General features: G+C 38.4%; 20 protein-coding genes and 2 pseudogenes. 3 read left to right on the plus strand and 19 right to left on the minus strand.

Annotation, left to right across the window (positions count from 1 at the left end; translation table 11 throughout):
- Positions 1-355 precede the first annotated feature (355 nt).
- Positions 356-826, minus strand: coding sequence for a GNAT family N-acetyltransferase (locus tag H0185_RS16465; protein WP_221874599.1), 471 nt, complete (start codon positions 824-826; stop codon positions 356-358).
- Positions 827-1085: 259 nt separating this feature from the next.
- On the opposite strand from H0185_RS16465, the gene H0185_RS16470 reads away from it, so the two are divergent.
- Positions 1086-1418, plus strand: a complete 333-nt coding sequence (locus H0185_RS16470) for a hypothetical protein (RefSeq protein ID WP_221874600.1) — start codon at positions 1086-1088, stop codon at positions 1416-1418.
- A 185-nt stretch (positions 1419-1603) separates the two neighbouring features.
- Here H0185_RS16470 and fbp read toward each other — a convergent pair whose 3' ends face one another.
- A complete protein-coding gene (gene fbp, locus H0185_RS16475; protein ID WP_221874601.1) occupies positions 1604-3574 on the minus strand; it encodes a fructose-1,6-bisphosphatase in 1971 nt (656 codons plus the stop codon).
- 690 nt (positions 3575-4264) lie between these two features.
- Complete coding sequence (locus H0185_RS16480) at positions 4265-5017, minus strand: GNAT family N-acetyltransferase (RefSeq protein WP_221874602.1); 753 nt, start codon at positions 5015-5017, stop codon at positions 4265-4267.
- Between the two features lie 181 nt (positions 5018-5198).
- On the opposite strand from H0185_RS16480, the pseudogene H0185_RS16485 reads away from it, so the two are divergent.
- Positions 5199-6204: pseudogene (locus H0185_RS16485) on the plus strand (DUF3231 family protein).
- 176 nt (positions 6205-6380) lie between these two features.
- On the opposite strand, the gene H0185_RS16490 reads toward H0185_RS16485, so the two are convergent.
- The 3 genes from H0185_RS16490 to H0185_RS16500 form a co-directional block, all read right to left on the minus strand.
- Positions 6381-8909, minus strand: coding sequence for an EAL domain-containing protein (locus H0185_RS16490; protein ID WP_221874603.1), 2529 nt, complete (start codon positions 8907-8909; stop codon positions 6381-6383).
- A 36-nt stretch (positions 8910-8945) separates the two neighbouring features.
- Complete coding sequence (locus tag H0185_RS16495) at positions 8946-9701, minus strand: alpha/beta fold hydrolase (RefSeq protein WP_343223168.1); 756 nt, start codon at positions 9699-9701, stop codon at positions 8946-8948.
- A 437-nt stretch (positions 9702-10138) separates the two neighbouring features.
- Complete coding sequence (locus H0185_RS16500; protein WP_221874604.1) at positions 10139-10591, minus strand: Lrp/AsnC family transcriptional regulator; 453 nt, start codon at positions 10589-10591, stop codon at positions 10139-10141.
- Between the two features lie 123 nt (positions 10592-10714).
- Here H0185_RS16500 and H0185_RS16505 point away from each other — a divergent pair, with 123 nt between their 5' ends.
- Positions 10715-11161 (plus strand): carboxymuconolactone decarboxylase family protein, encoded by a 447-nt coding sequence (locus H0185_RS16505; protein ID WP_221874640.1) that lies wholly within the window; start codon positions 10715-10717, stop codon positions 11159-11161.
- A 226-nt stretch (positions 11162-11387) separates the two neighbouring features.
- On the opposite strand, the gene H0185_RS16510 is transcribed toward H0185_RS16505, so the two are convergent.
- From H0185_RS16510 to H0185_RS16565, 13 genes and pseudogenes are all read right to left on the minus strand, one after another.
- On the minus strand, positions 11388-12521 hold the full coding sequence (locus H0185_RS16510) for a glycerate kinase (protein WP_221874605.1): 1134 nt from the start codon (positions 12519-12521) through the stop codon (positions 11388-11390).
- An 83-nt stretch (positions 12522-12604) separates the two neighbouring features.
- A complete protein-coding gene (locus H0185_RS16515) occupies positions 12605-13417 on the minus strand; it encodes a sugar phosphate isomerase/epimerase family protein (protein ID WP_343223169.1) in 813 nt (270 codons plus the stop codon).
- Entirely contained in the window at positions 13404-14591 is a 1188-nt protein-coding gene (locus tag H0185_RS16520; protein WP_221874607.1) for a dihydrodipicolinate synthase family protein, read from the minus strand. Before H0185_RS16520 ends, H0185_RS16515 begins: the two co-directional genes overlap by 14 nt.
- Complete coding sequence (locus H0185_RS16525; protein ID WP_221874608.1) at positions 14566-15753, minus strand: Gfo/Idh/MocA family protein; 1188 nt, start codon at positions 15751-15753, stop codon at positions 14566-14568. The genes H0185_RS16520 and H0185_RS16525 overlap by 26 nt, the downstream gene beginning before the upstream one ends.
- Positions 15754-15992: 239 nt before the next feature.
- Positions 15993-17261 (minus strand): TRAP transporter large permease, encoded by a 1269-nt coding sequence (locus H0185_RS16530; RefSeq protein ID WP_221874609.1) that lies wholly within the window; start codon positions 17259-17261, stop codon positions 15993-15995.
- Positions 17258-17785 (minus strand): TRAP transporter small permease, encoded by a 528-nt coding sequence (locus H0185_RS16535; protein WP_221874610.1) that lies wholly within the window; start codon positions 17783-17785, stop codon positions 17258-17260. The genes H0185_RS16530 and H0185_RS16535 overlap by 4 nt, the downstream gene beginning before the upstream one ends.
- An 86-nt stretch (positions 17786-17871) precedes the next feature.
- Positions 17872-18906: a TRAP transporter substrate-binding protein gene (locus H0185_RS16540; protein WP_221874611.1), complete on the minus strand. Its 1035-nt coding sequence runs from the start codon at positions 18904-18906 to the stop codon at positions 17872-17874.
- 125 nt (positions 18907-19031) lie between these two features.
- Entirely contained in the window at positions 19032-19880 is an 849-nt protein-coding gene (locus H0185_RS16545; protein WP_221874612.1) for an AraC family transcriptional regulator, read from the minus strand.
- A 358-nt stretch (positions 19881-20238) separates the two neighbouring features.
- Positions 20239-20697 (minus strand): ASCH domain-containing protein, encoded by a 459-nt coding sequence (locus H0185_RS16550; protein ID WP_221874613.1) that lies wholly within the window; start codon positions 20695-20697, stop codon positions 20239-20241.
- Between the two features lie 17 nt (positions 20698-20714).
- A pseudogene (abc-f, locus tag H0185_RS16555) lies at positions 20715-22591 on the minus strand (ribosomal protection-like ABC-F family protein).
- Between the two features lie 194 nt (positions 22592-22785).
- On the minus strand, positions 22786-22914 hold the full coding sequence (locus tag H0185_RS24335) for an RAxF-45 family protein (RefSeq protein ID WP_281427639.1): 129 nt from the start codon (positions 22912-22914) through the stop codon (positions 22786-22788).
- A gap of 192 nt (positions 22915-23106) precedes the next feature.
- Positions 23107-23859, minus strand: a complete 753-nt coding sequence (locus H0185_RS16560; RefSeq protein WP_221874614.1) for a GTP cyclohydrolase II — start codon at positions 23857-23859, stop codon at positions 23107-23109.
- A gap of 371 nt (positions 23860-24230) precedes the next feature.
- On the minus strand, positions 24231-24599 hold the full coding sequence (locus H0185_RS16565) for a PH domain-containing protein (RefSeq protein ID WP_221874615.1): 369 nt from the start codon (positions 24597-24599) through the stop codon (positions 24231-24233).
- Positions 24600-24735: the final 136 nt, after the last annotated feature.

The raw sequence follows: 24735 nt of genomic DNA on the forward strand, positions 1-24735 counted from the left end.
AAATGAATTCCATTTGCCGTAAAGACCTCCAGTAGACTGGTCGGTTTTGAACAAAACATTTTGTTCAATTTCCTATAATCCCTATTGAATTAGTGTGAATTTGATTTATGTCCTTTATAATACAAAGGTTCATGTAAGAAGTCAATAAAGAATTTAGATTTCTTGCATTTTTCTTTCAATTTTTAAAGCGTCGTGTTTTTTTCAGATTCAAAGATACTCTTAAGCAAAAAACACCCTAGTACCCACTAGGGAATGGATGGATTTATGGAGATCGGTTATCCTTGCGTGTTGTTCATTACCGCAGCAATCCCAGCTTAACATGAGCACCCGTTGGATTAACATCTAATTGTAAATGTTAGTGGATTGTTTTCAGCATATTTATTCCCGCTATTTCAAACCCAAGTTCCTCATATAGTCTTCTTGCGCCATCATTCGTACCAAATACATGTAGTTTAAAGTAAAATACCCCTTCTTGTGCTAACCATTTCTCAACAGTATTCATCACATTCGTTCCCAAACCTTTTCCTCTATCTTTCTCGAAAAGATAAATTTCATATAGAAAAGCACTTTTCTTTTCTTTTTCAACTTTTACCCAAATAAAACCAATTAATTGATTTTGATCTTTATATATGTTAAATAAATGATGATTTGGGGTTTCTATCCCTTTAGGCAGTAAGTGATTTAATTGTTTACGTGCTTTCGATAAAGGGTCCTCGCTACTTACCTCATGGGCATTTTCCGCCAGGACCTCACTATATCTCACTACCTTATCTTCGAAATAAGTGGTAAATTCTTGTTCTGACATTTTCTTTAATACAATTTTCATTTTTCCCCCTGGATTGAATCGACTTATGTAAAAATGATAACATTTCCAGCAAATATCCTGCCTTTTGGCACAAGGAGCAGCAGACCAAATTGACATTCGTCCAATCTATTTTTATGTTTCAGTCTCCCCTACAGTTCTTAACAAAACGATTACTCTATCTCCAAACAAACTTTTTCCGATACACTCCATCTTTATTGTGTTATAATCATTTTCATTGTATATACTGTAATAATCCTTTAAAGGAAGGTTGGTGAAACCCATGAATCGTTTTTTACTCATGCTTATCTTATTGGCCCTGCCTACTGTTACACATTTATTTGTCGTGCAGTCTGATATGGGTACTGGGTTTCACAACCATGATAACTATGTTTTAGAGACTTTAAGTTTTGATTCTTCCTATCTCGAAAATAGTCAAGATAGTGATGATAAATCCGCTACCTTTTATACGATTCCATACTTAGTACTAGTGATTCTAAGCCTTATAAAGGTTAGTTTCAATCAAGTCCATGCACATAAAAAACGTTATTTTCTTCAAGCCGTATTTTATCAATCTAATAATGTGAAAGGAACTCCTTTGAAAAACGCACTTTAAAAACTCAAAGGAGGCTCCCAATATGATATGGATGCGATTCATTATAATCGGCATGTTTTCTCTAACTGCACTTTCTCTTTTTTCTTACCAAGGAATAGAGATTTTCAATGCGTTTGTCGACCTATATAAGCAAAAATAAGGTGACAGGCACCTCCCATATTCTGGGAGGCGCCTGTCACTCATTTTTATGTGGTCGGAACGCTTTCCTTTGTTCCCTTCTCCCGCTTCAAATACCGGTATTCCAACAAACTTTTTAAAATATCGATTTCCTGTAATAATTCCGCGCCTACATTGGTTTCTAGTACCTTTTTTCTTTCAAGCTCTTTATCTACTACTCTTTTGACGGACAATACATCTGTGCCATTTCGTAGGACATCTTCTTTTGAATTGAATTGCTGATGTGCGACAAGCTGCATGCCGAAGGAATTATACAGTAAGGTATAACCTGAAATTCCTGTTGTTGATTGATAAGCCTTTGAAAAGCCCCCATCAATCACGATCATCATTCCATTCGCTTTAATTGGATTCTCGCCATTAATTTCTTTAACCGGTGTATGCCCATTGATAATATGACCATGATCAGGGTCTAGATCAAATTCTGTTAGAATGTTGCGGCAGGTTTCCACATTTTCACGTAAATAGTAATATGGATTTTTCATTTCTTTATGGGTGGTTTTATCCTTAATGAAATACCGTTCAAAGGTCGTCATTTCTCTTTTTCCAAAGAGGGATGAATATTGTCCTGTCCATAAATACCAGACCATATCTGTCGCAAGGTCATCTGTCTTTTCTGGATGTGCAAAAGCATAACGTAAATAATGTTCGAAAATATCCAGTAATTCACGACCTGCATAGGTTTTGTTTTCAATCACCATTTTTTCCATATTTCCATCTTCATCTAATGGAATACAGCCGTGTATTAACAAGTTTCCGTTATATTTCAGATACAGACTGCCTTTTTTCATGAGAAAGTTCATATGTCTTGCGAGCTTTTCTGAATGCTGAACCGAGAATAACAGCTTGTCGATTACTTGCGCTTCTTCTTCCAAGAGCTGATCAGGCTGCGAGGGATTAACGGTTTCAAAGCAAGTATTATCTAGTGGATATCTCGTTCCACGAAGATTGATTTCCTTTTTATCGAAATCGACTTTCTCAAGTAAAAGTCGTTCAGACATCTCAAAATTAGGTCGTCTCTTGATGATAGGACTTTCAAGTTTAAACTGAATCATCGCAATCGCTTGATGAATTTTCGTAATCTGTAATGTTTCTTCCTCCGATATACTTTCACCTGGTTGGATTTTTGGACGAAAGGCCGGATTATCTTGATAGTACTTTTCCGCTAGATTAAGCAATGGTCTAAGGTTGATTCCATACACATCTTCAATAATATCCAAATTATTATAACGTGCACAGATCCGAATAATATTGGCAAGACACACCTTTGAACCACTAAAGGCCCCAATCCATAGGACATCATGATTTCCCCACTGTATATCAACAGAATGATAATGAATGAGGGCTTCCATAATTTTATCAGGCTCAGGTCCACGGTCGTAAATATCCCCGACAACATGAAGATGATCAACCACTAATCTCTGCGTCGTATACGCTAGACCCGTAATCAGCTTATCCGCTTGACCGAGGGATATAATTTGTTGAACAATTTTTGTATAATAAGGTTCTTTAAAATTGGTGAATTCATCTGCTTTATATAGAAGCTCTTCGATGATATAAACAAACTGACTAGGCAATGCTTTACGTAATTTCGACCGGGTATATTTCGAAGAGGCATAGGAAACCAGTTTCATCATCCGCTCAATGATCACGGTATACCATTGATGCAGCTCCTCTTCATTATCAAACCCATTCTTCACTAACTTGATTTTTTCTTCAGGATAGTACACCAAGGTTGCAAATTCTTTTATCTCTTTTTCCGTTAATACCTTTTTATACAGGTCTTCGATTTTCTCCTTTACCTTCCCCGAGCCATTTCGTAACACGTGCTGAAACGCTTGATACTCCCCGTGTAAATCACTAACAAAATGCTCTGTTCCCTTTGGTAGATTAAGGATGGCTTCTAGATTAATAATTTCCGTTACAACTTTTTCTTCATTATTATATTTTTGTGCTAGCAAATCTAGGTATTTTGTATACACAAGTTTAGCCTCCTTTTCCTGATTGGTCTTGTGTTACAGTAAAAGATGCATGAGCATCGTTTCATTATTATTGACATTTTTACTAACGAATTTTAATTCAACTTCAATAGTATAGAATTTTCTTAATTATATATGATAGTAACATATTTCTTCCTATTTAAGGATAATAAAATTTTGATGTTCTTTCATAGCCTCTTAAAGAATTCATAAAATATTGTTGTTTGAGTTCAGTTACAAATCCCCCCAAAAATGTGTTCAGAGCCCCATGATTGTCCTTGCTTATAACCTGTCACACTGTGATTTCCACAACGTACAAGTACAAAAAGAAGCCACTCATCTTTGCAGATTTGTGGCTGTACTTTGTGGATTATAAATAATAAAGGGTAGAAAGAGGTATCAAATGTATAGAAGTTTAGCACAATACGAAATAAAATATTATTTACTCTTACACTCGTAAAAAAAAGAAAATTTTCTCCATATTTGAAGAAAACGTGTTTATTTTTTCCTTTTCGATTTTCCGAATAGTCCTATTGCAACAGCCGTGCCAATGCCGACAACAAACCAAGTAGCTAAACTCATTTCATTCACCTCGATTTAGACTAACACGATTTCTATTGTATATCCCAAATGAATGATGTGCCCCAGTGACCATCATCTTTTTTAAGAAAACGTTGAGAATAATCAAAGAGTTTATTCTTTTATCCTATACCAATATCTATATACTTCTTTAAACCCCAATTTAGAATAAAGGTTTAATGCAGCAGCATTATTTACCATTACTTGAAGGTATGCATATTGGGCTCCATTATCCTTCCCCCATTGTAAAATATGTTCAATAAGTTTGCTTCCATACCCTCTATTTCTGTACTTTTCGCTCGTTACTATATCAAATAACCCTATGTATTCACGATCTAATACACACATCCCACAAGCAAGGATTTCATGATTCTCATCAGACAACAAGAAATAACAAGTTTTAGCGATTATATTCCTTAACATTATTTTTAATGTTTGTTGGTCTTTTTCATCAACATGATTAAGATGACAAAAATGTATGAACCAATCATCATGTAAATGGTTATAAACAATGGCATGATGCTTTATTTCTCCCTCTACGTCTTTCAAGGGCAACATTTGGACACTTGTCAAACCATCAAGGAAATATCCCTTTTTTTCTAGAGTTCGATCTAAATGTTCAGGTGATACTTGCTGGGTCATTTTATACACAACTTTTAAATTTCTCTTTCGATACATTTGTTCAGCAGTCTCTATTTTTTTATTCAATTCCTCAGTTGAAAAATAAATTGGATTGATTGAATTTGCTCTTTTTGTATATCCATCAGCGAAACGGAATATCCATCCATCATAAATATTCGTTTGTATGGCTGGTAACGCATTCATTGATAATTCCTCAATTTTTTGTATCAAATTCTTTTTTGTCATTCATTTATCTCCCTTTTTTGTAACGAATGATTGAAAATCCAACCAAATATAAAATTATACATTTTGATTAAAATTCCTTCTTTTTCATTCTTCAACTATCTGCACTCTCTCCTGCCTATTTAAAATTCAAGGAAAACATATCTCTTCTATAAATAGGAAATAATACTTAGGAGGTGAAGAGATGGATAATGAAAAAATCAAACTTACATCATCTGAAATCGGTTCTTTATGGGGGGAATATATTAACGGAACAGCGACAGATGTAGTAAATCAATATATGTACTCAATAATTGAAGATGAGGCAATAAAGGCTATTTTTCATGATGCAATCCAGACATTTGAAAAACAAAAGAACCAAATTAAGACTTTTATGGAGAATGAGGGATTTCCTGTTCCTATTGGATTTAATGAAACAGACCTGTATGTAGGAAAGCAGAGATTGTTTACAGATGCTTTCTGCTTGAATTATTTACACGTCATTACCTTACATGGGTTATTAGGGCATATCACTGCGTTCAGCATTTCTGTCAGAAAAGACTTAAGGGATTTTTACGATTCATGCGACAATGATGCGAAAAAGATGTATCATCAAACACTTGATTTATTGCTTGAAAAAGGCCTCTTTCAGAGAGACCCATTATTTTATGCATATGATTATCCTCAATTTATTTCAAGCAAAGATTTCATAGACGGTTATTTTGGTAAGGGCAGAACACTTTCAGCGACGGAAATCATTAGTAATTTCTTTTAATCTCAAAAAAAATATTCTAACGAAAACCCTCTCCATTGCATTCAGCCAGGTAGCAGAATCAAAAGAAGTTAGAGAATTTTTAACGAAGTCTGAAAAAACAGCTAATGGTCAAATAAAAGCTTTAGCAAAAATCATGCAAGCAGATAACTTACCCGTTCCTAAATCCTTAGAAACAGAAGTTTCCTTGTCAACGGACACTCCATTTTCCGATAAGTTATTAATGTATCACATTGGATTTTTGTTTCAAGCTGCACAAAATTATCACGGGGCAGGTCTTGCTTCATCCATGAGAGCAGACCTTGTGACCACGTATGAGTCCATCATTTTACAAAATCTCAAGGTAACAAAAAACTGGTTCGACATTATGGTCAAAAATAAATGGTTAGAACAACCACCACTTGCACCTAATCGAGAAGAAATTGCAAAACAAAAATAAGAAAATGCCCTTCCAAATCGGACGTGCATTTTCTTATTAAGTTAATTTACGTTAGTGGCGTTTCGCTTTCCGCAGAGTGACAAAGGAGCCTGACAAGCTCCTGCTCCTCCCCTCACGAGTCGCTTCGGTTCAAAAGGTTTCCAAGAAACTCAGTTTCCTGACTTTTCGGAATGCCCCTATTTCCTTAACCAATGTTCTTCAAATTGAGTTTTGGTTAATGGTTTGCTAAATAAGTAGCCTTGCATATGAGTACATTGATTATCGACTAGAAAGTCTTTTTGATATTTTTCTTCCACGCCTTCTGCGATGACTCGTAACTGAAGGCTTCGAGCGAGATTAATGACGGCCTCAGGAATCTGAGTGTTGTCATGGTTTTCTTTAATATCCTGAATAAAGGAACGGTCGATTTTCAAGGTATTAATCGGCAGATTCTTTAAATAGCTCAGCGATGAATAACCTGTCCCAAAGTCGTCAATTGAAATAGATATGCCATAATCCTGTAATTCTTTTAACGCTTTACTTATTTCATTTACGTTATATAGCAAGGCGCTTTCCGTAATTTCCACTTCGAAGTTGACCGGGTCAAGCTGACACTTCCTTAGAAAGTCTTTAACCTGACGGACCAAAGCATCTGGGTCCTGGAATTGTTTCGCTGAAAAGTTGACCGCCAAGCTAAGCGGAACGTCTCGGTCTTCATTCCATTTTCTTACCTGACAACACGCCTGCTCCATGGCAATTTCCCATAAGCGGTGAATCATTCCAATATCCTCGGCGACAGAAATAAACACCTCCGGCGGGACAAAACCAAGCTCCTCATCGGTCCATCGTAACAAGGCTTCAACCCCTGTTAAGACATCTCCACGCGCATCGATTTGTGGCTGGTAATACACCTCAATCAATTCATGATTAATCGCTTTTCGTAAACGGTCCTCGACCTGATAACGATCATTCTTCTCTTTCGTAATTTCTTCATTATAAAGCACCACTTTATTGCCACTCTCTTTCTTCGCTGCATACATCGCACCGTCGGCATAAATCATTAGTGTTTCTGGGTTGTCTGTATGCTTCGGATACAAACAAATTCCACAGCTTGCATTTATATTGACTTCATTTTCACCGATTAAATATGGTTGACTGATGGTTGTCACAATGGAATGGGCAACAGACATAATGTTCTCTTCGCTATTTTCGTTCAATAAAATAATAAACTCATCCCCGCCCTGCCGTGTAACAACGCTATTTCCTCCCGATAAACAGGTTTCAATACGTTCAGCGATTAAGGTAATTAATTGGTCGCCTTTGGCATGACCCAAAGTATCATTGACATCTTTAAAGCGATCGATATCGATAAACAACACAGCAATAGTCTCACCCGTCTCTTTCGCACAATCAATTCGCTTCTGCAATTCCTCCTGGAAAGCCCGTCTGTTTAATAAGCCTGTAAGTGGATCATGGTAAGCTTGGAAACGAATCACTTCCTGGCTTTTCTCTAAATCATTGACATAGTTTTGGAGTGATTGTGATAGAGCATTTACATTATTTGAAAGGTCTCCTAACTCATCTTTCCGTTTTAGTTCAATAGACCCTCCAAAATTTCCGCGGGCAATATCATTTACTCTTTCAACAATATGGCCAATTGGCTTAGTAATGGAACGAGAGAAAACGAGACTTATCAGCAACGCCAATAAGATAAACGGGATGGCTGAAAATATGTGGTGTATCATTTCATTTTCTAATTCATTCTGAATAATGCTATAGTCATAGGTTAAGCCGATCACATATGGGTCTTCTTTTTTCGGAAAAATAGGAACAAAGGTTTTTGTCACGATTTTCCCATTGACCTCTTCTGTATAAGATTGCCTTTCCCCTGCTTTAATCACGCTTTGGATCATGTCTGCATCTACCGCTTGATTTTTAAAATCATAAGAGCCATACCATACCGGTTGATCGGAAATCCGAATAAAAGTATTCCCATTATTCAGAACGATTTTCGATTCTTGGCCAAAATTCTCCGGATTAAACACCGTTAACTCAAGAATGCCCTCAAGATTCTGTTCAAACCGTTCGATGACATTTCCAGGTCCAAATTGCTTCTCGTATTCTAGTACCTGGCTATCACGAAAATAGGGGTTAATCATATAATTGGTTGTCCCGTCATAATAATAGCCCCATTTATCCGTATGGTCAGGGTTACTGGCCGCAATTTCGATTGGGCCAGACCAATAATTCTCCAGCGCTAACCCTTCTTCAACGGTGACTGGCTCTAAGTCAAAGAGCTGTTGGAAAGCATCGTACCAGTACAACCAATCTTTCGTAGACATATTGATCTCATCCGGGTCCGAGGAACGAACCCCAATGATGTCATCTTCCGTTTGCGCCAATAAGGTAATATGCGAGACATTGAGTTGATTCGCCAGCTCTACCAGTTGTTCATTGGTGACATCATGATAATCAGGTGGCAATGCATGTTGAATCATAATTGAAGCGGTTCGCAGTTCCCTTGCCAATATATCTTCTACATAGAGAGCACCGTCTTTCGAGTTTTCAACCTGGTAAGAAATCTCTTGAATAATCAATTCTGTTTCACGTTCATTGTATTCTATTAATTTCTCTTTCGAACGAAAGTAGTGTAAGGCACTATTCGTGATGACAATACACAGTACAATCGTTGTAAAAATTAAAGGAAGCTTCTTCTTTATCGACATCGTTGTTCCTCCTGGTTTGTTTAGTAGAAAAAGCCTCTAGTATTCTAGTTGTACTAGTTTTCTTTTAAGAAAGGATTGAAAGACACTCATAAACTGAGCATGCTGATGGACGTGAGCCGCATGTCCGGCATGGTTGAGTTCACAATATTCTACATGTGGAATCAACTGATGCAAACTCATCAGAGTACCTTTAAACAGTTCATCATGTTCCCCCATCACCCATAATACAGGAAGCTGGGTTCCAGCTAACGCAGAGGATGAATCAAACTCAAGTTGAATACGCAAAGCTTGTTCAAAAGTACCTGGTTCCAATTGCAAAGCATAGTCTCTGTAAATTTTCTCTGAGTCTTCCGCAAGATGCACGGAATTCGGATTAAGCAGACTCGCACAATAGTCAATCCACTTCACATACTCCCATTGCTCTTTCTGCCCCAACACATGCTCTACATTCAAATGGTATTGCGATGGAACATTGCATAAATAGCCACCCACAAACGTCATACTCATCACCATATCTGGGTATCTCTTCGCAAAAGCAGTCGCAACAATACACCCAAAACTTAAGGTACATAAATGAGCTTCCTCTATCTTTTCCTTTATAAAATGAGAATAAAGCTGATCCACTAAAAACTCTAGAGAGAACTCCTTATCCACTAGATTAGCAGGATTGTAAAAATCATAGGCAAAGCAATGATACCGATTTTCCAACGTTTCCATCTCGGTTTTAAAAGCATTCTTATTTCCCACGATCCCATGCAAAAAAATGATTGTTTCTTTTTCCAACTTTCCCACTTGAATTCTCCCTATCTCTACCTTACTGAAATAGGTGCCTACCGAATAGGTATTTCGACACCCTTCGACATACCTATCGAAGAATTCTATCACATTTTTTTATCCCATAGCTAACTTTTAATAACGAATAAATGTTGGTATTAAATTCCTTAGCGGAGCACCGGGACAGGCTCTCGTATATTCATCCACTCAAGAGTATTTTTAATAATAAAATAGCCGCCTCCTCATGGGTTGGCGGCTTTATTACACTATCTAAAAATGTAAAATCGTGACTATTTCCTGGGACAGCACATTCCTCTACTTGGTTCCGAAAACGAATAGCTTCTACTAATGATAACAAGAATGGCAGGGAGCTAAAGAAAATAAACAGTATGTACGTAACCACCTATAGATTTGGGTGCATATCTCTTATAAAAGTAATCTATGGAAACCATGAGTTACTTAATGTTATCACTGGAACTAAAATTTACATTTGTATGAACCTGGGAAAATATAAAATGTGTAACCGTACTGGCATATGGATTCACCTGATCAATAAACTCTTCTGCCTTTCTAAACGTTTCAAACTGCATTTTCATCATATAACAGGCATTCCCAGCGATTCGATAACAAAACTCCACATTGGGTAACCCCTCAATATACCTTCTAAACGCCTTATAATCTCCATTTTTAACCGTTGCTTCGATGATACATTGTACGGGAAGCCCTAATTTCTCGTAATCTATTTCAATTGTATACTTATTAATCACCCCAAACGATTCCATTCTTCTAACACGCTCCGTTACAGAAGGTGATGATAAATTAATTCTTCTCCCAAGCTCACTCATGGATAACCGACTATTTATGCTTAATTCATCTATTATTCTTCTATCAATTTCGTCTATTTTCATATTTAAAAGTAAACCTCCTCTTTCCGTTAATTTATCAAAGGAAAAGTGAATATTCAATTCAATTCTTAATGTAAAACAACAAAATGATTTTATATGATAAAAAGAGAAAAAGGAGGGAGAATGATGGCAAGGATCATTGACTCACAGTATGGGGTTACACCTTTTCAAAGGCTATTAGGACATAACAAAGAAATTATGGATTCGTGGAATGTATTAGGAGAGGTACTGGAGAAAGATGGACATCTCTCAGCTCAATTAAAAGAACAAGTCAGGCGAACGTTAGCACAAAGGAACGGTTGTGAGTATTGCAAGGCAAAAGGAAAACCTGATCCACAATTATACGATGAAAAAATGTCTGTTGCAGTAGGCTTTGCAGAGGTTTATTTAAAAAAACAAGGGGATATTTCAGATGCTCAATTTAATGTGCTAAAGGAGTACTTTTCTGATGCAGAGATTAGTGAGCTTTGCTCCTTTATAACATTCATGACTGCTTCCCAACAATTTGGTGCTATTATGAAATTAGGGGTGGAAACTGCTAAAGGGAGCTTCAGCTTAACAAAGGGGACATAGGGACAGCTTTTGTACTGTCCTAGTTCGCGCATACAAAAACCCTTACCTTACACCCGTAAACAGTAATAAAAGACACATAATAAAACCGCCTACTATTAGTTGGCGGCTTTTTCCTTCAATAGTAATTACAGCACCTTTAGGGTGTATACCCATTATAATTTCCTAGGGCACGTCTTGAGACATGGTGACTATCTCCCTGGCTCTCACTGAAAACAAAATGCCTATCTCAGCACTTAATGGGAATGGCAGCTGCAATATTTCGTGCGGTTTGTTCCATATATTGTGCTGCGTTTTTGATTGCATCTGTTAGGGTTACGGTACCGGGTACAATCGTGAATAAGGCATCGATACCATGATTATGTACAATCTTGCTATCTTCTGTATAACTCCCACACAGAGCGATGACCGGAATACCAAATTTTTTTGCGGTTTTTGCCACCCCGATTGGCGTCTTCCCAAAAATGGTCTGGGAGTCGATTTTCCCTTCCCCAGTAATGACTAGATCTGCGTCCTTCATTTGGTCCTCAAAACGCAAGGTTTCTAACACAATTTCTACTCCACTTTTTAATTCAGCAGATAAAAATGCCATTAATCCCGCGCCCAGACCTCCAGCTGCCCCTGCACCTGGATAATTCCGAACATATTTTTTTAATTGCTTTTCATATACATTCGCAAAATGATTGAGGTTTTTATCTAACTGTTCCACTAGTTCCGGAGTAGCCCCTTTCTGTGGACCGTAAATCGCGGAAGCTCCGGTTGGACCTGTTAAAGGATTATCTACATCACAAGCCACTTGTATTACAACATCTCTAACCCTTGGGTCAAAAGTGGAAAGATCAATAGTCACTAAATGAGATAATCCACCGCCTCCCGGAGGAATTTCTTTTCCTTCCATATCAAGAAGCCTCGCTCCAAGAGCCTGAATCATCCCAGCTCCACCGTCGTTTGTAGCACTTCCTCCCAAGCCAATGATAAGCGAAGTAGCTCCTTGATCTAATGCTGCAGAAATTAATTCACCCAATCCCCTTGTGGTCGTTAGTAAGGGGTTTCGTTGATCCATTGGGACCAAATGTAAGCCAGAAGAAGCTGCCATTTCAATCACTGCCGTCTTCCCATCCCCTAGCAAACCATAAAATGCTAAAACCTGTTCCCCAAGGGGTCCTGTCACGTACGTTTCAAGAATCGTCCCACCTGTAGCATTCACAAGGGACTGGACGGTTCCCTCCCCCCCATCGGCCATCGGGATTTTTTCATAAACGGCATTCGGGATTATTTCCCTAAATCCTCGTTCAATCGCCTGGCATGCCTCGTAGGCTGATAGACTCTCTTTAAATGAGTCAGGAGCAATGACGATTTTCATAACCTTTTCTCCCTTCCAACGTTCTCCTACTCTATTTTAGAGAAAAAGAAGTGATTGTTCTATCACAATCACTTCCTCCCTTATTACACATGCTTTAAATACGTATCTTTGATCTGTTGGAGTGTCTCATCTCCTTGTTGACTCCAAACTTGATCATTAAATATTTCTACTTCAATGGGACCGGAATAACCTACTTCATCGACAGCTTTTCGAATTCGTTGAATATCAATTACACCGTCCCCCATCATGCCACGCCCCTTTAACATATCCGGTAAAGGAACCAGCCAATCGGATACATGGAATCCAAGGATACGACCTTTCGCACGGTTGATTTGGTTGTATAAATCAGGATCCCACCAGACATGGAACACGTCGACCACCACACCCACTTGATCAGGTCTATATGCTTCCGCCAAAGTATTCGCTAAGTCTAAGGAAACCACCACCGAACGTTCGGCTGCATACATAGGATGGAGTGGTTCAATTCCTAACTTGACTCCATAAGATTCTGCAAAAGGGACCAATTGTGTAATTCCCTCGGCAACCATTTCCCTTGCAGAAATGATATCACGGTCGGGTGATGGTCCGCACACCAACACCAATACATCTGTTCCGAGCTCTGCAGCTTCTTCCACAGCTCTTTTGTTATCATCGATCCTTTTTTGTCTCTCTAAAGCGGTTGCTGCCGGAAACATCCCACCTCTACATAGACTTGAAACCTTAAGTCCGGCATCTTTGATTAATTTCCTGCTCTCCTTAAGTCCAGTTTCCTGCACCTTATGGCGCCAGGGGGCAATCCAAGGAATTTCTGCTCGTGCACACCCCTCAACCGCATCGCGAAGATTCCATTGATCTGTGGTTATCTGATTTAAACTTAATTTCTCAAAGTTTTCCACTGTACTGTGCCTCCTGACGGATCCCCGATACATTTAAAACGGATTTCATTCGATCACTAGCTAAATCTGGATCTACAAGCAATCCAGCTTGGTCAGCTAATACAAATAACTCAGATAAATGAACAATTGACCGAGCACTTTCAGCCCCACCAATCATTCGGAAATGAGACTGGTGTCCATTCAAATACGCCATAAACACAATTCCCGTTTTATAAGAATAAGTTGGTGTTTGGAAAATATGGCGTGAAAGAGGAACCGTCTTTTCCAATAACGTGTCATATCGGCCAACATCCCCGTCATCTAATGCATGTAGAGCTGCGGCTGCAGCAGGCGCAATTGCATCAAATATCCCTAATAAAGCATGACTATATCCTTCTTTATCTCCCTTTATTAATTCTGGATAGTTAAAATCATCCCCTGTATACATCTTCACTTCTGGAGGAAGCAACCTACGCATTTCGATTTCACGTGAGGCATCTAGCAAAGAAATCTTAATCCCATCCACTTTATCTTTGTTATCCCAGATTACATTCAGACAAACTTCCATCGCATCATCGAGATTCTTATAGCCCCAATAACCTTTTAACGCAGGATCAAACATGTCGCCTAACCAATGAAGGATAACAGGCTTCGATACCTGGTTTAAAATATTGGCATAAATCCTTTCATAATCCTCAGGACCTTGTGCGCAATAGGCTAAGGCTCTGCTCGCCATTAAGATGATTTGGGCATCGTGCTTTTCAACAAATTCACACTGCTCTTTATAAGCGGCCTCAACATCTGCTAGGTTTACAGAAGGACCTGCTAAAAGTTGATCTGTTCCTGCGCCACAAGCAATCCGTCCTCCTACCGCCTTCGCTTCAGCTGAGGATCTTTTGATTAATTCCTTGGCCATCCCCCAGTTTAGCCCCATCCCGCGTTGGGCTGTATCCATTGCATCCGCAACAGATAAACCAAGTGACCAAAGATGCCTTCTATAAGCTAAGGTGTCTTCCCAGTCAATTTTCGAATGCAAAAGAGGATCTGTATGCGCAAACGGATCGGCTACGACATGTGCAGCAGAAAAGGCAACTCTGCTTTTAAATTGACCTGCTGGAACTGAAAAGGCACCTGCATTTCCAGCACGATACTCAAATGTACCACCATTTTTACTTGGAAGCTTCAACAGCGTCACTTTGTTTCACCCCCAAGCTTAATTCAGGTACGGCGATCCAACGGCGCTCATCCCATGATTGGATTGCTAGTTCTGCGAGCTGAGTTCCTTTCGCGCCTTCTAATAAATTCCAAATAAACGGTTCATCTGTGACTACATGCTTCAAAAACAGTTCCCACTGAACTTTGAACCCGTTATCAAAATTTTGATTATCAGGAACTGTTTGCCATTGTTCACTAAAATTAAATGGATTTTCAATATCCGGATTCCAAACTGGCTTCGGCGTGTTTACTCGATGCTGGACTTTGCAATCTCGTAACCCAGCTACAGCACTCCCCTCAGTACCATCCACTTGAATGGTAAGGAGGTCTTCACGATTCACCCTTACCGCCCATGAAGAGTTGGCCTGGACGACAATATCTCCCTCCAGTTCAAAGGTAGCATACGCGGCATCATCGGCAGTACAAGCATATGGATGACCCTGCTCATCTAAACGCTTTGGAATATGTGTCACGCCTAGGCAAGAGACCGATTTCACGTTTCCAAATAAGTTATCTAAAACATATCTCCAGTGTGCGAACATATCAACAATGATTCCACCGCCATCTTCCTTGCGATAATTCCATGAAGGACGCTGGCCAGCCTGCCAATCTCCCTCAAAAACCCAATAACCAAATTCCATTCGTACCGATAGAATCTTTCCAAAGAATCCAGAATCAATCAATCTTTTTAATTTTAATAGTCCTGGTAAAAATAATTTGTCTTGAACAACCCCGGTCTTAACTCCCGCTTCATAGGCAAGCTGAGCGAGTTCCAGAGATTCTTCTAAACTAGTAGCTGTTGGTTTTTCACAATAAATATGTTTTCCCGCCTTTATTGCCTTCCTAATTGCTTCTGCACGGCGTACTGTTGTTTGGGAATCGAAATATATTACATTGTGTGGATCCGCCAAGCATTGTTCAAGATTGGTGCTCCATCTCTCAATACCGTGTTTCTCTGCTAACGCCTGTAATTTATCTTCATTTCTACCTACTAAAATAGGATCTGGCATGATCAAATCTCCATTTGAAAGAACAACTCCACCTTGTTGACGAATTGCCACAATCGATCGGACTAAATGTTGATTTGTTCCCATTCTCCCGGTTACACCGTTCATAATAATTCCGATTTTTTTCACTGCCACTATTGTTTCCTCCTTCACACTGGCTTTTTAGCCAGTTCATTTGTTTTCTCTATCTTCATTCTAAGGATTGCTTATGGGATAATCTCATCTTAATCGGAAGGCTTTTTGCAATATCGGAGATGAATCAGAAATTGGTTTCCACTTCTCCATTTAATCAGCCCCACACTCTCGTAATAACTAAAAAACGCCAAAATCTTATCGATTTTGGCGTGACAGCTAAACGATGGGATTAACCCTTTTTATTCGTAAACGAATTCTGCTAAGAACAGGGAAAGCTGTGGAACATAGGTTATTACAAGTAAAGCTGCAATAAGAACAGCGATAAATGGTAAGGTCCCTTTCGTAACCCCTGCTAATGACATTTTACTTACACCTGAAGCGACAAATAAGTTTAACCCAAACGGCGGCGTTAACATTCCGATGGCTAGATTGACTATCATGATTACACCAAAATGAATAGGGTCAATGCCCATTTCCATTACAACTGGCAAGAACAGTGGAACTAGAATGAGGACGGCTGCACTCGAATCCATAAACATCCCTACAATTAATAGGATAATATTGACAATAATTAAAAAGACAATTGGTGTTGAAGCAAATTCTAGCATTTTACTTGCAACAGTAGATGGAATTTGTTCATAAGTAAGGTACCAACTAAATACCTTGGAAGCAGAAATCACTAACATAATCATGGCTGACGTAACGATTGACCTTTTGGTCACTTCAAATAACGTTTTTACCGTTAATTCTTTATAAATAAAGAATCCAACAATCATGCTATAAACAATTGCTACGGCTGCCGCTTCAGTTGGAGTGAATACCCCAAAGTAAATACCGCCAAGAACGATAATTGGCATTAAAATTCCCCAAATAGCCGATGTCGTTGATTTCCATAACTCTTTCCCTGTTGGTCTAGGATCAGGGGTATGTCCCTGTTTTTTCGCAATAATGTATCCCACAACCATCAATACTAGACCAATAAAAATACCAGGAAGAATTCCAGCGATAAAGAGTTTTCCAATCGAGACCTCAGCTACAGATCCATAAACTAAAAAAGTAATACTTGGTGGGATAATAATCCCTAATGAACCAGCAGCTGTCATCAAACCAACAGAAAATTTTTCTGAAAACCGAGCTTGCTTGAGCGATGGAATCATAATTCCTCCGATTGCTGCTACGGTTGCAGGACTTGACCCAGAAAGCGCAGCAAAAAACATGGAAGAGAGAACACCTGCGATTGGTAAGCCTCCTGTTGTCCACCCTACCCACTTTTTCGTAAAATCAATCAATCTCTTAGAAGTTCCACCCGCAAGCATTAAATCTCCTGCAAAGACGAAAAAAGGAATCGCCATTAGTGAAAAAGAATCAACACCCGAAAACATACTTCTTGCTAACGTATCAATTGGGACACCAGCTTGCAAAATAGCGACAAACGTACTTAAAGCTATCGCAATCGCGATGGGTACACCTAACAGAAGAAGAACGGTAAATAATATTAATAGAATCATAACTTTGTTACCTCCTCATTTATCGGAGGATGAAATTCATTCTTATAAGGAGTATTAAAATTTTTAATATCATCAATAAGGAGCTGCAAGAAACGAATTAGCATTAAAGATGCACCAACCGGAAGAGCTAAATAAGGAATAAACATTGGCAATCCTATTGATGGTGTAACGTTCCCGAATTCCATAACACTTGATACAATGGTAGACCCAGACGTAATCAAAATCACACAAAAACTAATTGAGATAAGGTTCGCTATAATTGAAAAGATTCGCTTTCCTTTAGGAGGTAAATAGGTGGTGAGCGCATCCATCGTCGCATGCGCTTTTTCCCTTACTGCAATACTGCTCCCTATAAAGACAAACCAGATAATTAAATATCGGGAAATTTCCTCTGACCATGAAAGTGAGTAGTTAAACATATATCGTAATACAACTTGGACAAACACGAGCAAGGAAGTAAATACAAGAGAAATACCTGCTACATATTCTTCTAAATAGTTTAAAAGATGGTTGATCTTTTTCAATCTCTATCCCCTCCTAAGAAAAAGAGACGGCATAAAGCCGTCCTTATGATCGTTCGTTCATAACTGCAGGTTGGGACTCCTCTTTGCTATTTGGCTTCTTCAATAGCATCCAGCAGTTCTTGACTTCCTTCTACCTTTTTGAAATCCTCATACACACTGCTTGTTGCCTCAATAAAGGCTTCCTTTTCAGCGTCTGATAGCTCTGTTACTTCAATTCCTGATTCTTCAATTGTCTTCATGTAAGCTTCCTCATCTTCTGCCGCTACTCCCCACTGCCATTCAGTAACCTCTGCTGATACTTCATCAATGGCTGTCTGTAAGTCTGCAGGAAGTTCTTGATAGAATTTGCTGCTAATGATGAGTGGATAACCCATATATCCATGTCCACTTAAAGTTAAATAGTCTTGAACTTCATAGAATTTTTTACTAACAATATTACTCAATGGATTCTCCTGACCATCCACTGTTTTGGTTTGTAGTGCCGTATAAAGTTCCGCAAAGTCAACAGAAACCCCTCCAGCTCCCATCGCTTCAAATTGAGAAATTAACAACGGACTTTGAGATACACGCATTTTTAAACCATCTAAATCCTTTGGGCTTTTAATTGGATGTTTTGAGTTTGTCAGGTGCTTAAACCCACCATCCCAATAACCTAATGCCATTAGCCCTTGTGACTCTAAATATTTATTAAAAATATCTCCTAATTCTCCGTTAACGGCATTTTGAACATGTTCACGATCATTGAATAAAAATGGTAAATCAAACACTTCAAATTGTTTAACAAAAGAAGGAAGTACTCCGGTAAAAGGTGCGTTCATTTGAACGGAACCAGATTGCATTTGCTCTAAGATCTCCCGGTCCGTTCCTAACTGAGAATCTGGATATACTTCAACTTTAATTTGACCATCTGTCCGTTCTTCTAGTAACTCTTTGAATTTCTCTGCCGCTTTCCCTTTTGCTGTTGAAGCGCTTACAACATGAGCGAACTTAATAACATATTCTTTGTTATCATCACCCTGCTGATCTCCACTACCCTCAGTTTTAGATGTATTTCCGCACCCTGCTAAAACCGACATAAGTAATAGAATGCTGATTGCAAAAATCCCCCAACTTCTCTTCATTCATTGTCTCCTCCTTAGCAAATATCTTTCTCTTAATCTCTATTTTGAATTTTAAAATGAGTTATGTCTTGTGAGTTTGAGAAGAAAATTCTTAATTTTGGAGAAACTTCGATCTTAAACCATTTTTAAAACCGTAACTCTGTACCTTCAGGGGAGGGTTGTCCCGAAAGCCGGAATTTGTTTGGCGAGATCCCCACTAAATTTCGAAAAGTTCGATAAAACGTGGACAGTGTTTCATATCCTACTTCGAAACAAATGGACACAATGTCTTTATTTGTTTGTAAAAGCAGTTCTTTCGCTTTATTAATCCTAATTTTCTGGAGGTATTGTAGAGGAGTATCATTAAATTTCCGTTTAAAAATATCATTCATATACCGAGTCGAGATCTCAAAGCGATTTGAGAGACTTTCGGCTGTAATATTTTCAAAATAATGGGTATCAATAAAATCCTTTATTTGAATGGAACGGATATCATTCGCATCTTGAACATGGGTAAAATCACGCTGTCGTAACAATAGAAGGATGATTTCTAGTAAATACACTGGCATTGAAAGCTGCCCAAAAAAGTCACGATTCTTTTGCTCAAATAGCATCTTTCGAAACAATGGTCTTATCTCACTAGCTGTAAATAAATCAAGTTCAAAGTGCTTTGACTCACTCTGTAATAATGAAACCAATTCTTCTTGTAAGCCAAGTTTTAAATCTGGGACTGAAAAGGCTAAGACCAATACAGTTAGTTTCGTTGTAGCCTTGATGGAATGAACAGTATGGGTATTGATTAACACTACTTTGTCCTTTGAAAAATCATAGGACTGCCCATCTAGTGTAATTACCCCCTCGCCCTCTAAGGCATATAGAATTTGAAAATGGTCATGATAATGTTCCGATAAGTACGTTCCTTTTTGATGCTTACTTTCATATAAAATGATCCCTGTATCAGGAAAAGCGTTTTTCTTATACAATGTCTTGTCCATATTGTACCCCCTATAAATTAATAAAAAAAGATGACTAACGCAAAAAATCCTGCCCAAAAAACTAACCATATGCCTTGAGAAAGACTCAAGCCTTAGGTTTTTTGGAATAATAAAAATATTATGATAAATACAATTATAGCTTAATTACGATGTAAAAGTTTGTTAAAGTTTGTAAAAATCCACATTTTCAATCTGGGACAGTTTTTACTGTACAAGCTCTAGTGTGTAAAACCTTACCATTCACACTTGGTAACATGTTTGTGTAAATGCCCTACGTATAAAAGCCGCCAACTATTTAGTCGGCGGCTTTTTCCCTTCATTATTTTAGGCATATATCCATGATGGTTCCTGGCACAAACTATTTCTTATACACTACCTCAAACCTCTCACACACAACGGGTATTTTGTGATGAAACTCTCTATTCACACCTTCCAATTCATTCGTAAAAAAGTCTTCATGAACGTCACGCCAGTACGTTAATGTACGGTCCCCTTCCCCTTCTAAATAAGCGTGTTCTTCCGAGACCTCATCAAATGGAACAACTACTACTGAGGTTGTAACTGCGATGGCAACGGCTTCTCCATTTCCATCCAGGATGATATTGTACATCCCCACATAAGGTAATGCCTCATTTTCCAATTCATATAAAAGATAATTTGACGCTGTAGCGGTCTTCGTTCCTTCTACCACTAATTGTGCTAGATCATCCGCCATTTCTTTTGTATTTCCAAATGCCCATGCCACATAATCTGTTGGGCTATTTGGCTCCATTTTTCGATACTCTTCCCACAATTGAATAATAGAATTATTTTTCATTTTTTTCTCTCTCCTTTTTATGCCTCTAACCGATCGCAAAGTTCTTCCCATCTCTGCTCTAGGTTTTCTTTTTCTTTATATAATTGTTGCATGACCTCTAAATCCTCGACCTCTAACAACCTTTTATCTAGCTCAAATATTTTTTCCTCCAATAAGACTAAACCCTCTTCTAAGTTTTCATTGTCCTCACGCTCTTGCTTTGTCACTTTCTTCTGCAATGGACGCATTTCCTTCTTTTTCTCTACACTTACTTGCTCAGCTTTCTCTCTTCCTTCAGCCATTTTTTCCTTCGCCCACGTATAGTCACCTTCAAAGCAATGAAGCCTCTTTGCTTCAATCCAATAAATTTTTCCAAATAGTTTGTTTAGAAAATACCGGTCATGCGAGACCGCTACTAGACTCCTTGAAAATCTTCGAGCGCCTCTTCCAACACTTCTCTTGAATCAATATCCAAATGGTTCGTTGGTTCATCTAAGATCAGCAAATTTATGTCCTGATGCATCAATTGAGCTAAGCGTAACCGCATCCTCTCGCCGCCACTAAGCTGAGAAACTTTTTGAAAAACGTGGTAGCCATAAAACATAAATCTGGCTAAAATTTGTCTCGCTTCTCCTTCTGTTACGTTCACTTCTTCTCGAAACGCCTCAATCACCGTTTCGTCTTTAATCGTAGAAAAGATGTTTTGTGATAAATATCCGATTTTGACATTACTCCCGATTCGCACTTCCCCTGCATCCGGCTCTAGTTGTTGTAGGATCATTTTGAGCAGCGTAGATTTGCCTGTTCCATTTTCACCTATAATCGCAGCTCGCTCTTGATAGGTGACATGCATAGTTACATTCTCAAATAACTGCTTATCATCAAAACGTTTTGCAACATCTTTAAGCACAATTACATCCTTTCCACTTCGGTCGGTGGAATCCATTTCTAGGTTCATTTTCTTCCGATTTAGCACCGGCCGCTGGAGCTTTTCCATTCTTTCCAACGCTCTTTCCATATTACGTGCCCGTCTATGAAGTCCCGCATTTGGTGGATTGGCTCTGTTTGCCCACTCTCTTAGCTTTTTAATGGTTTCTTTCATCTTCTTTATTTTCTTTTGCTGTTCCTCAAAGGCTTGAAATTCTCTTAACAGCCGTTCCTCTTTTTCTTTGACAAACCCTGTAAAATTGGTATGGTATGTCGTGATTTCTCCATCTTCTAAATCGATGACCTTGTTCACAACCTCATCAAGAAAATAACGATCATGAGAAATCAAAAGGACCGTCCCGCTATACTCTTTTAGAAAATTCCCAAGCCATTCTACAGCCATTAAATCTAAATGATTCGTTGGTTCATCCAATAACAACAAGTCTGGTTGTTTCAGGAGCATTAACGCCAAACCCACTTTTGTTTTTTCTCCTCCACTTAAACGAGAGAATGACTGCCAAAGTAATGGCTGAATGTTTAAGCCATGGACAATTCTCTCAATATTAGATTCAATTTCATACCCGCCATTCATTGTGAACTGATCTTGTAAGTCTCCATACTCGCCGATGAGTTTCTCTAATGTATCTGCGTTGTTCTCCATCCCCATCTTAGTTTCTAATCTTTTCATTTTCTCTTCAATCTTTAATAATGGAGAGAACGCAGATGTTAAAACAGCCTTGGTGGTAGTGCTATCCTCATAATCTGGGATTTGTGATAGATAGCCAATCGCTGTTCCTTTTTTCCAGTGGATTTGTCCGGAATCAGGCGTTTCTTCTCCTGCTACCAACTTAATTAACGTTGTTTTTCCACTCCCATTCCGGCCAACTAACCCAACTCGTTCTTTTTCTTTTATTTCAAAGGAGATCTCTTCAAACACAGAGTTTCCTCCATACATCTTCGCAATTTTATCAACACTACAGACAATCATGAATATTCCTCCTAAAAATAAATACAAAAAGGCCATGGAAAGACAGTTCTTCCCATGGCCAGGTTTTAATCGAAAAAGTAATCGGACCTCGTCCTGAAATTACCATTCCATTTTTTTACGCAAAAAAGGAGGGCATGAAAACGCCCTCCTTTTAACCGCCTATACATGTGGGGTAAGAGATGTTTTTCACCGTTTTAGCTTGCTATTGAGTTGTTAAAAAAGGACATACGTGTCCCGTTAACACCTGCAACAGCAAATTTTGCACGGCAAAAATAAAGGAATTCATTCCAAAATCCGCGCACTAAAACAGCTTGATTCAACATCTACCCCACCTCCGTTTCATTAAAGTTAATTTTATTTTACCACTTATCGAATTTTTAATCAATTTCAATTGATCATTCTTTTAAAAAGAATGACAGCATTTTAAAGCGACACGGAGGAAGAACTCACGCTCCTACAAATAGCTTAGGGTTGGTTTAATATTTAAAGGGATTAATTATTGATAAAAATCATGGTTAGTCATTACAACAAGTCCCTTCTTCCTCCAAATGTCCAGACTTGTTTACTTTTGTTTGCAAATATTTCTCGTTATATTCGGATATATCTCCCCATAAAGGTTCTCTTCCTGATACCTCTAAACCAGCGTCTTTTAAGGCTCGAAGTTTTTTCGGATTGTTTGTGATGAGCGTGACTGGTTTCTTCCGTAATGCTTTCAGAACAAGAATGGCATCCTCATAATTTCTAGAATCATCGACAAAGCCGAGTGCTTCATTTGCCTCAACTGTATCAAAACCGTTTTCTTGTAAAATATATGCCATTGCCTTACTGAACAAGCCGATCCCTCTACCTTCATGGTTGGCTAAGTAAAATAACGCACCAGTCCCGTGTTCAGTAATCATCTTCATTGATTGCTTTAACTGAAAACCACAATCACATCTCTTGCTTCCAAATATATCCCCTGTATGACAAATAGAGTGGAATCGAATGATTGCATCATCGTGATATTCAAAATCCCCATACACTAGGACACTGGATTGTTGTAGCTCTGCCAAGTTTACTGAAGATAATTTATCAATAACCCTTTCATAATCTTCTGTTACCTCATCACAATTCAGCCAGCAATACCACTGAAAAACAACCGTTGCTCCATATAAATTCACAGGAAGTCTAATCGGTCCTACGAGGTAAATAGCACCTTTAGATGTCTTAATCAGTTGGATTTTGTCTTCCAATATCTCTAATACTTTAGTAACGAACGTTTTTTTCATATTGAACTCCTTTTTTTCATTATCTTTTACTACTTTTAAAAATAAAACTTTGGAAATGATTTCACCTCCCATTATTTAGTTTGAACTACCAATCCAATGATTCATAACGGAAGTTTCCCAAAAGAATATTAGAACTTGGAGAATGCCTTTTCTTCTAGGACTCTGAGCAATCTTTGAGGGAAAACAGCTTTATATGAAAAAAGGGAAAGAACCCAAATGGTCCTTTCCCTTTTTGCTATGGCAAAAATATTGGTATATTCAGACTGACGGACACTATGCTCTGCCAGTCTTATATCTACACCTCTGGGTCAAGAAGGTTCCTTGTTCTAATGATTTTAAGATTAGGGATATGCCCCCCTGCCCCTCAAGAATTACAATAATGCTTCTGCAATTAACTTATCAAACTTTCGGATATCAACGCCTTTTTTTAAGTGAATTTTAATATGCCCCGCTCTTGTCCACAACTCAACTTCAGCATTTACATCCAGAAAGCTTCCAGCATTCTCTGTTGACCACATGTTGATCGATGAATATGGAAGCGAATAGATTTCAACCTTTTTCCCTGTGAACCCTTGTGCATCTCTCACGATTAGCCGCTTATTCGTAAAAATAGCACTATCCCGAATCGTCTTGTAAGCAGCAACTGCTTCTTCTCCTTCTACCAGCAAATCATGAACATCATTTGGAACTGGGCATTCAGAAATTAGTGTCCACTCCAATATTCCTTGTGTAGCTGCCATTTTACTAACCTCCTGTAAGTTTCTTTTTATTATAATTCCATTATATTACATTTAAATGAATAGAAGAAAATATTCTTTAGCCAATAACCCCTATCCCCTGCTCAAAAATAAACAAACCTTTTCCAATTGGTAATTC

The organism is Mesobacillus maritimus (genome assembly GCF_019749255.1).
GTDB classification, from domain to species: domain Bacteria; phylum Bacillota; class Bacilli; order Bacillales; family Cytobacillaceae; genus Mesobacillus_B; species Mesobacillus_B maritimus_A.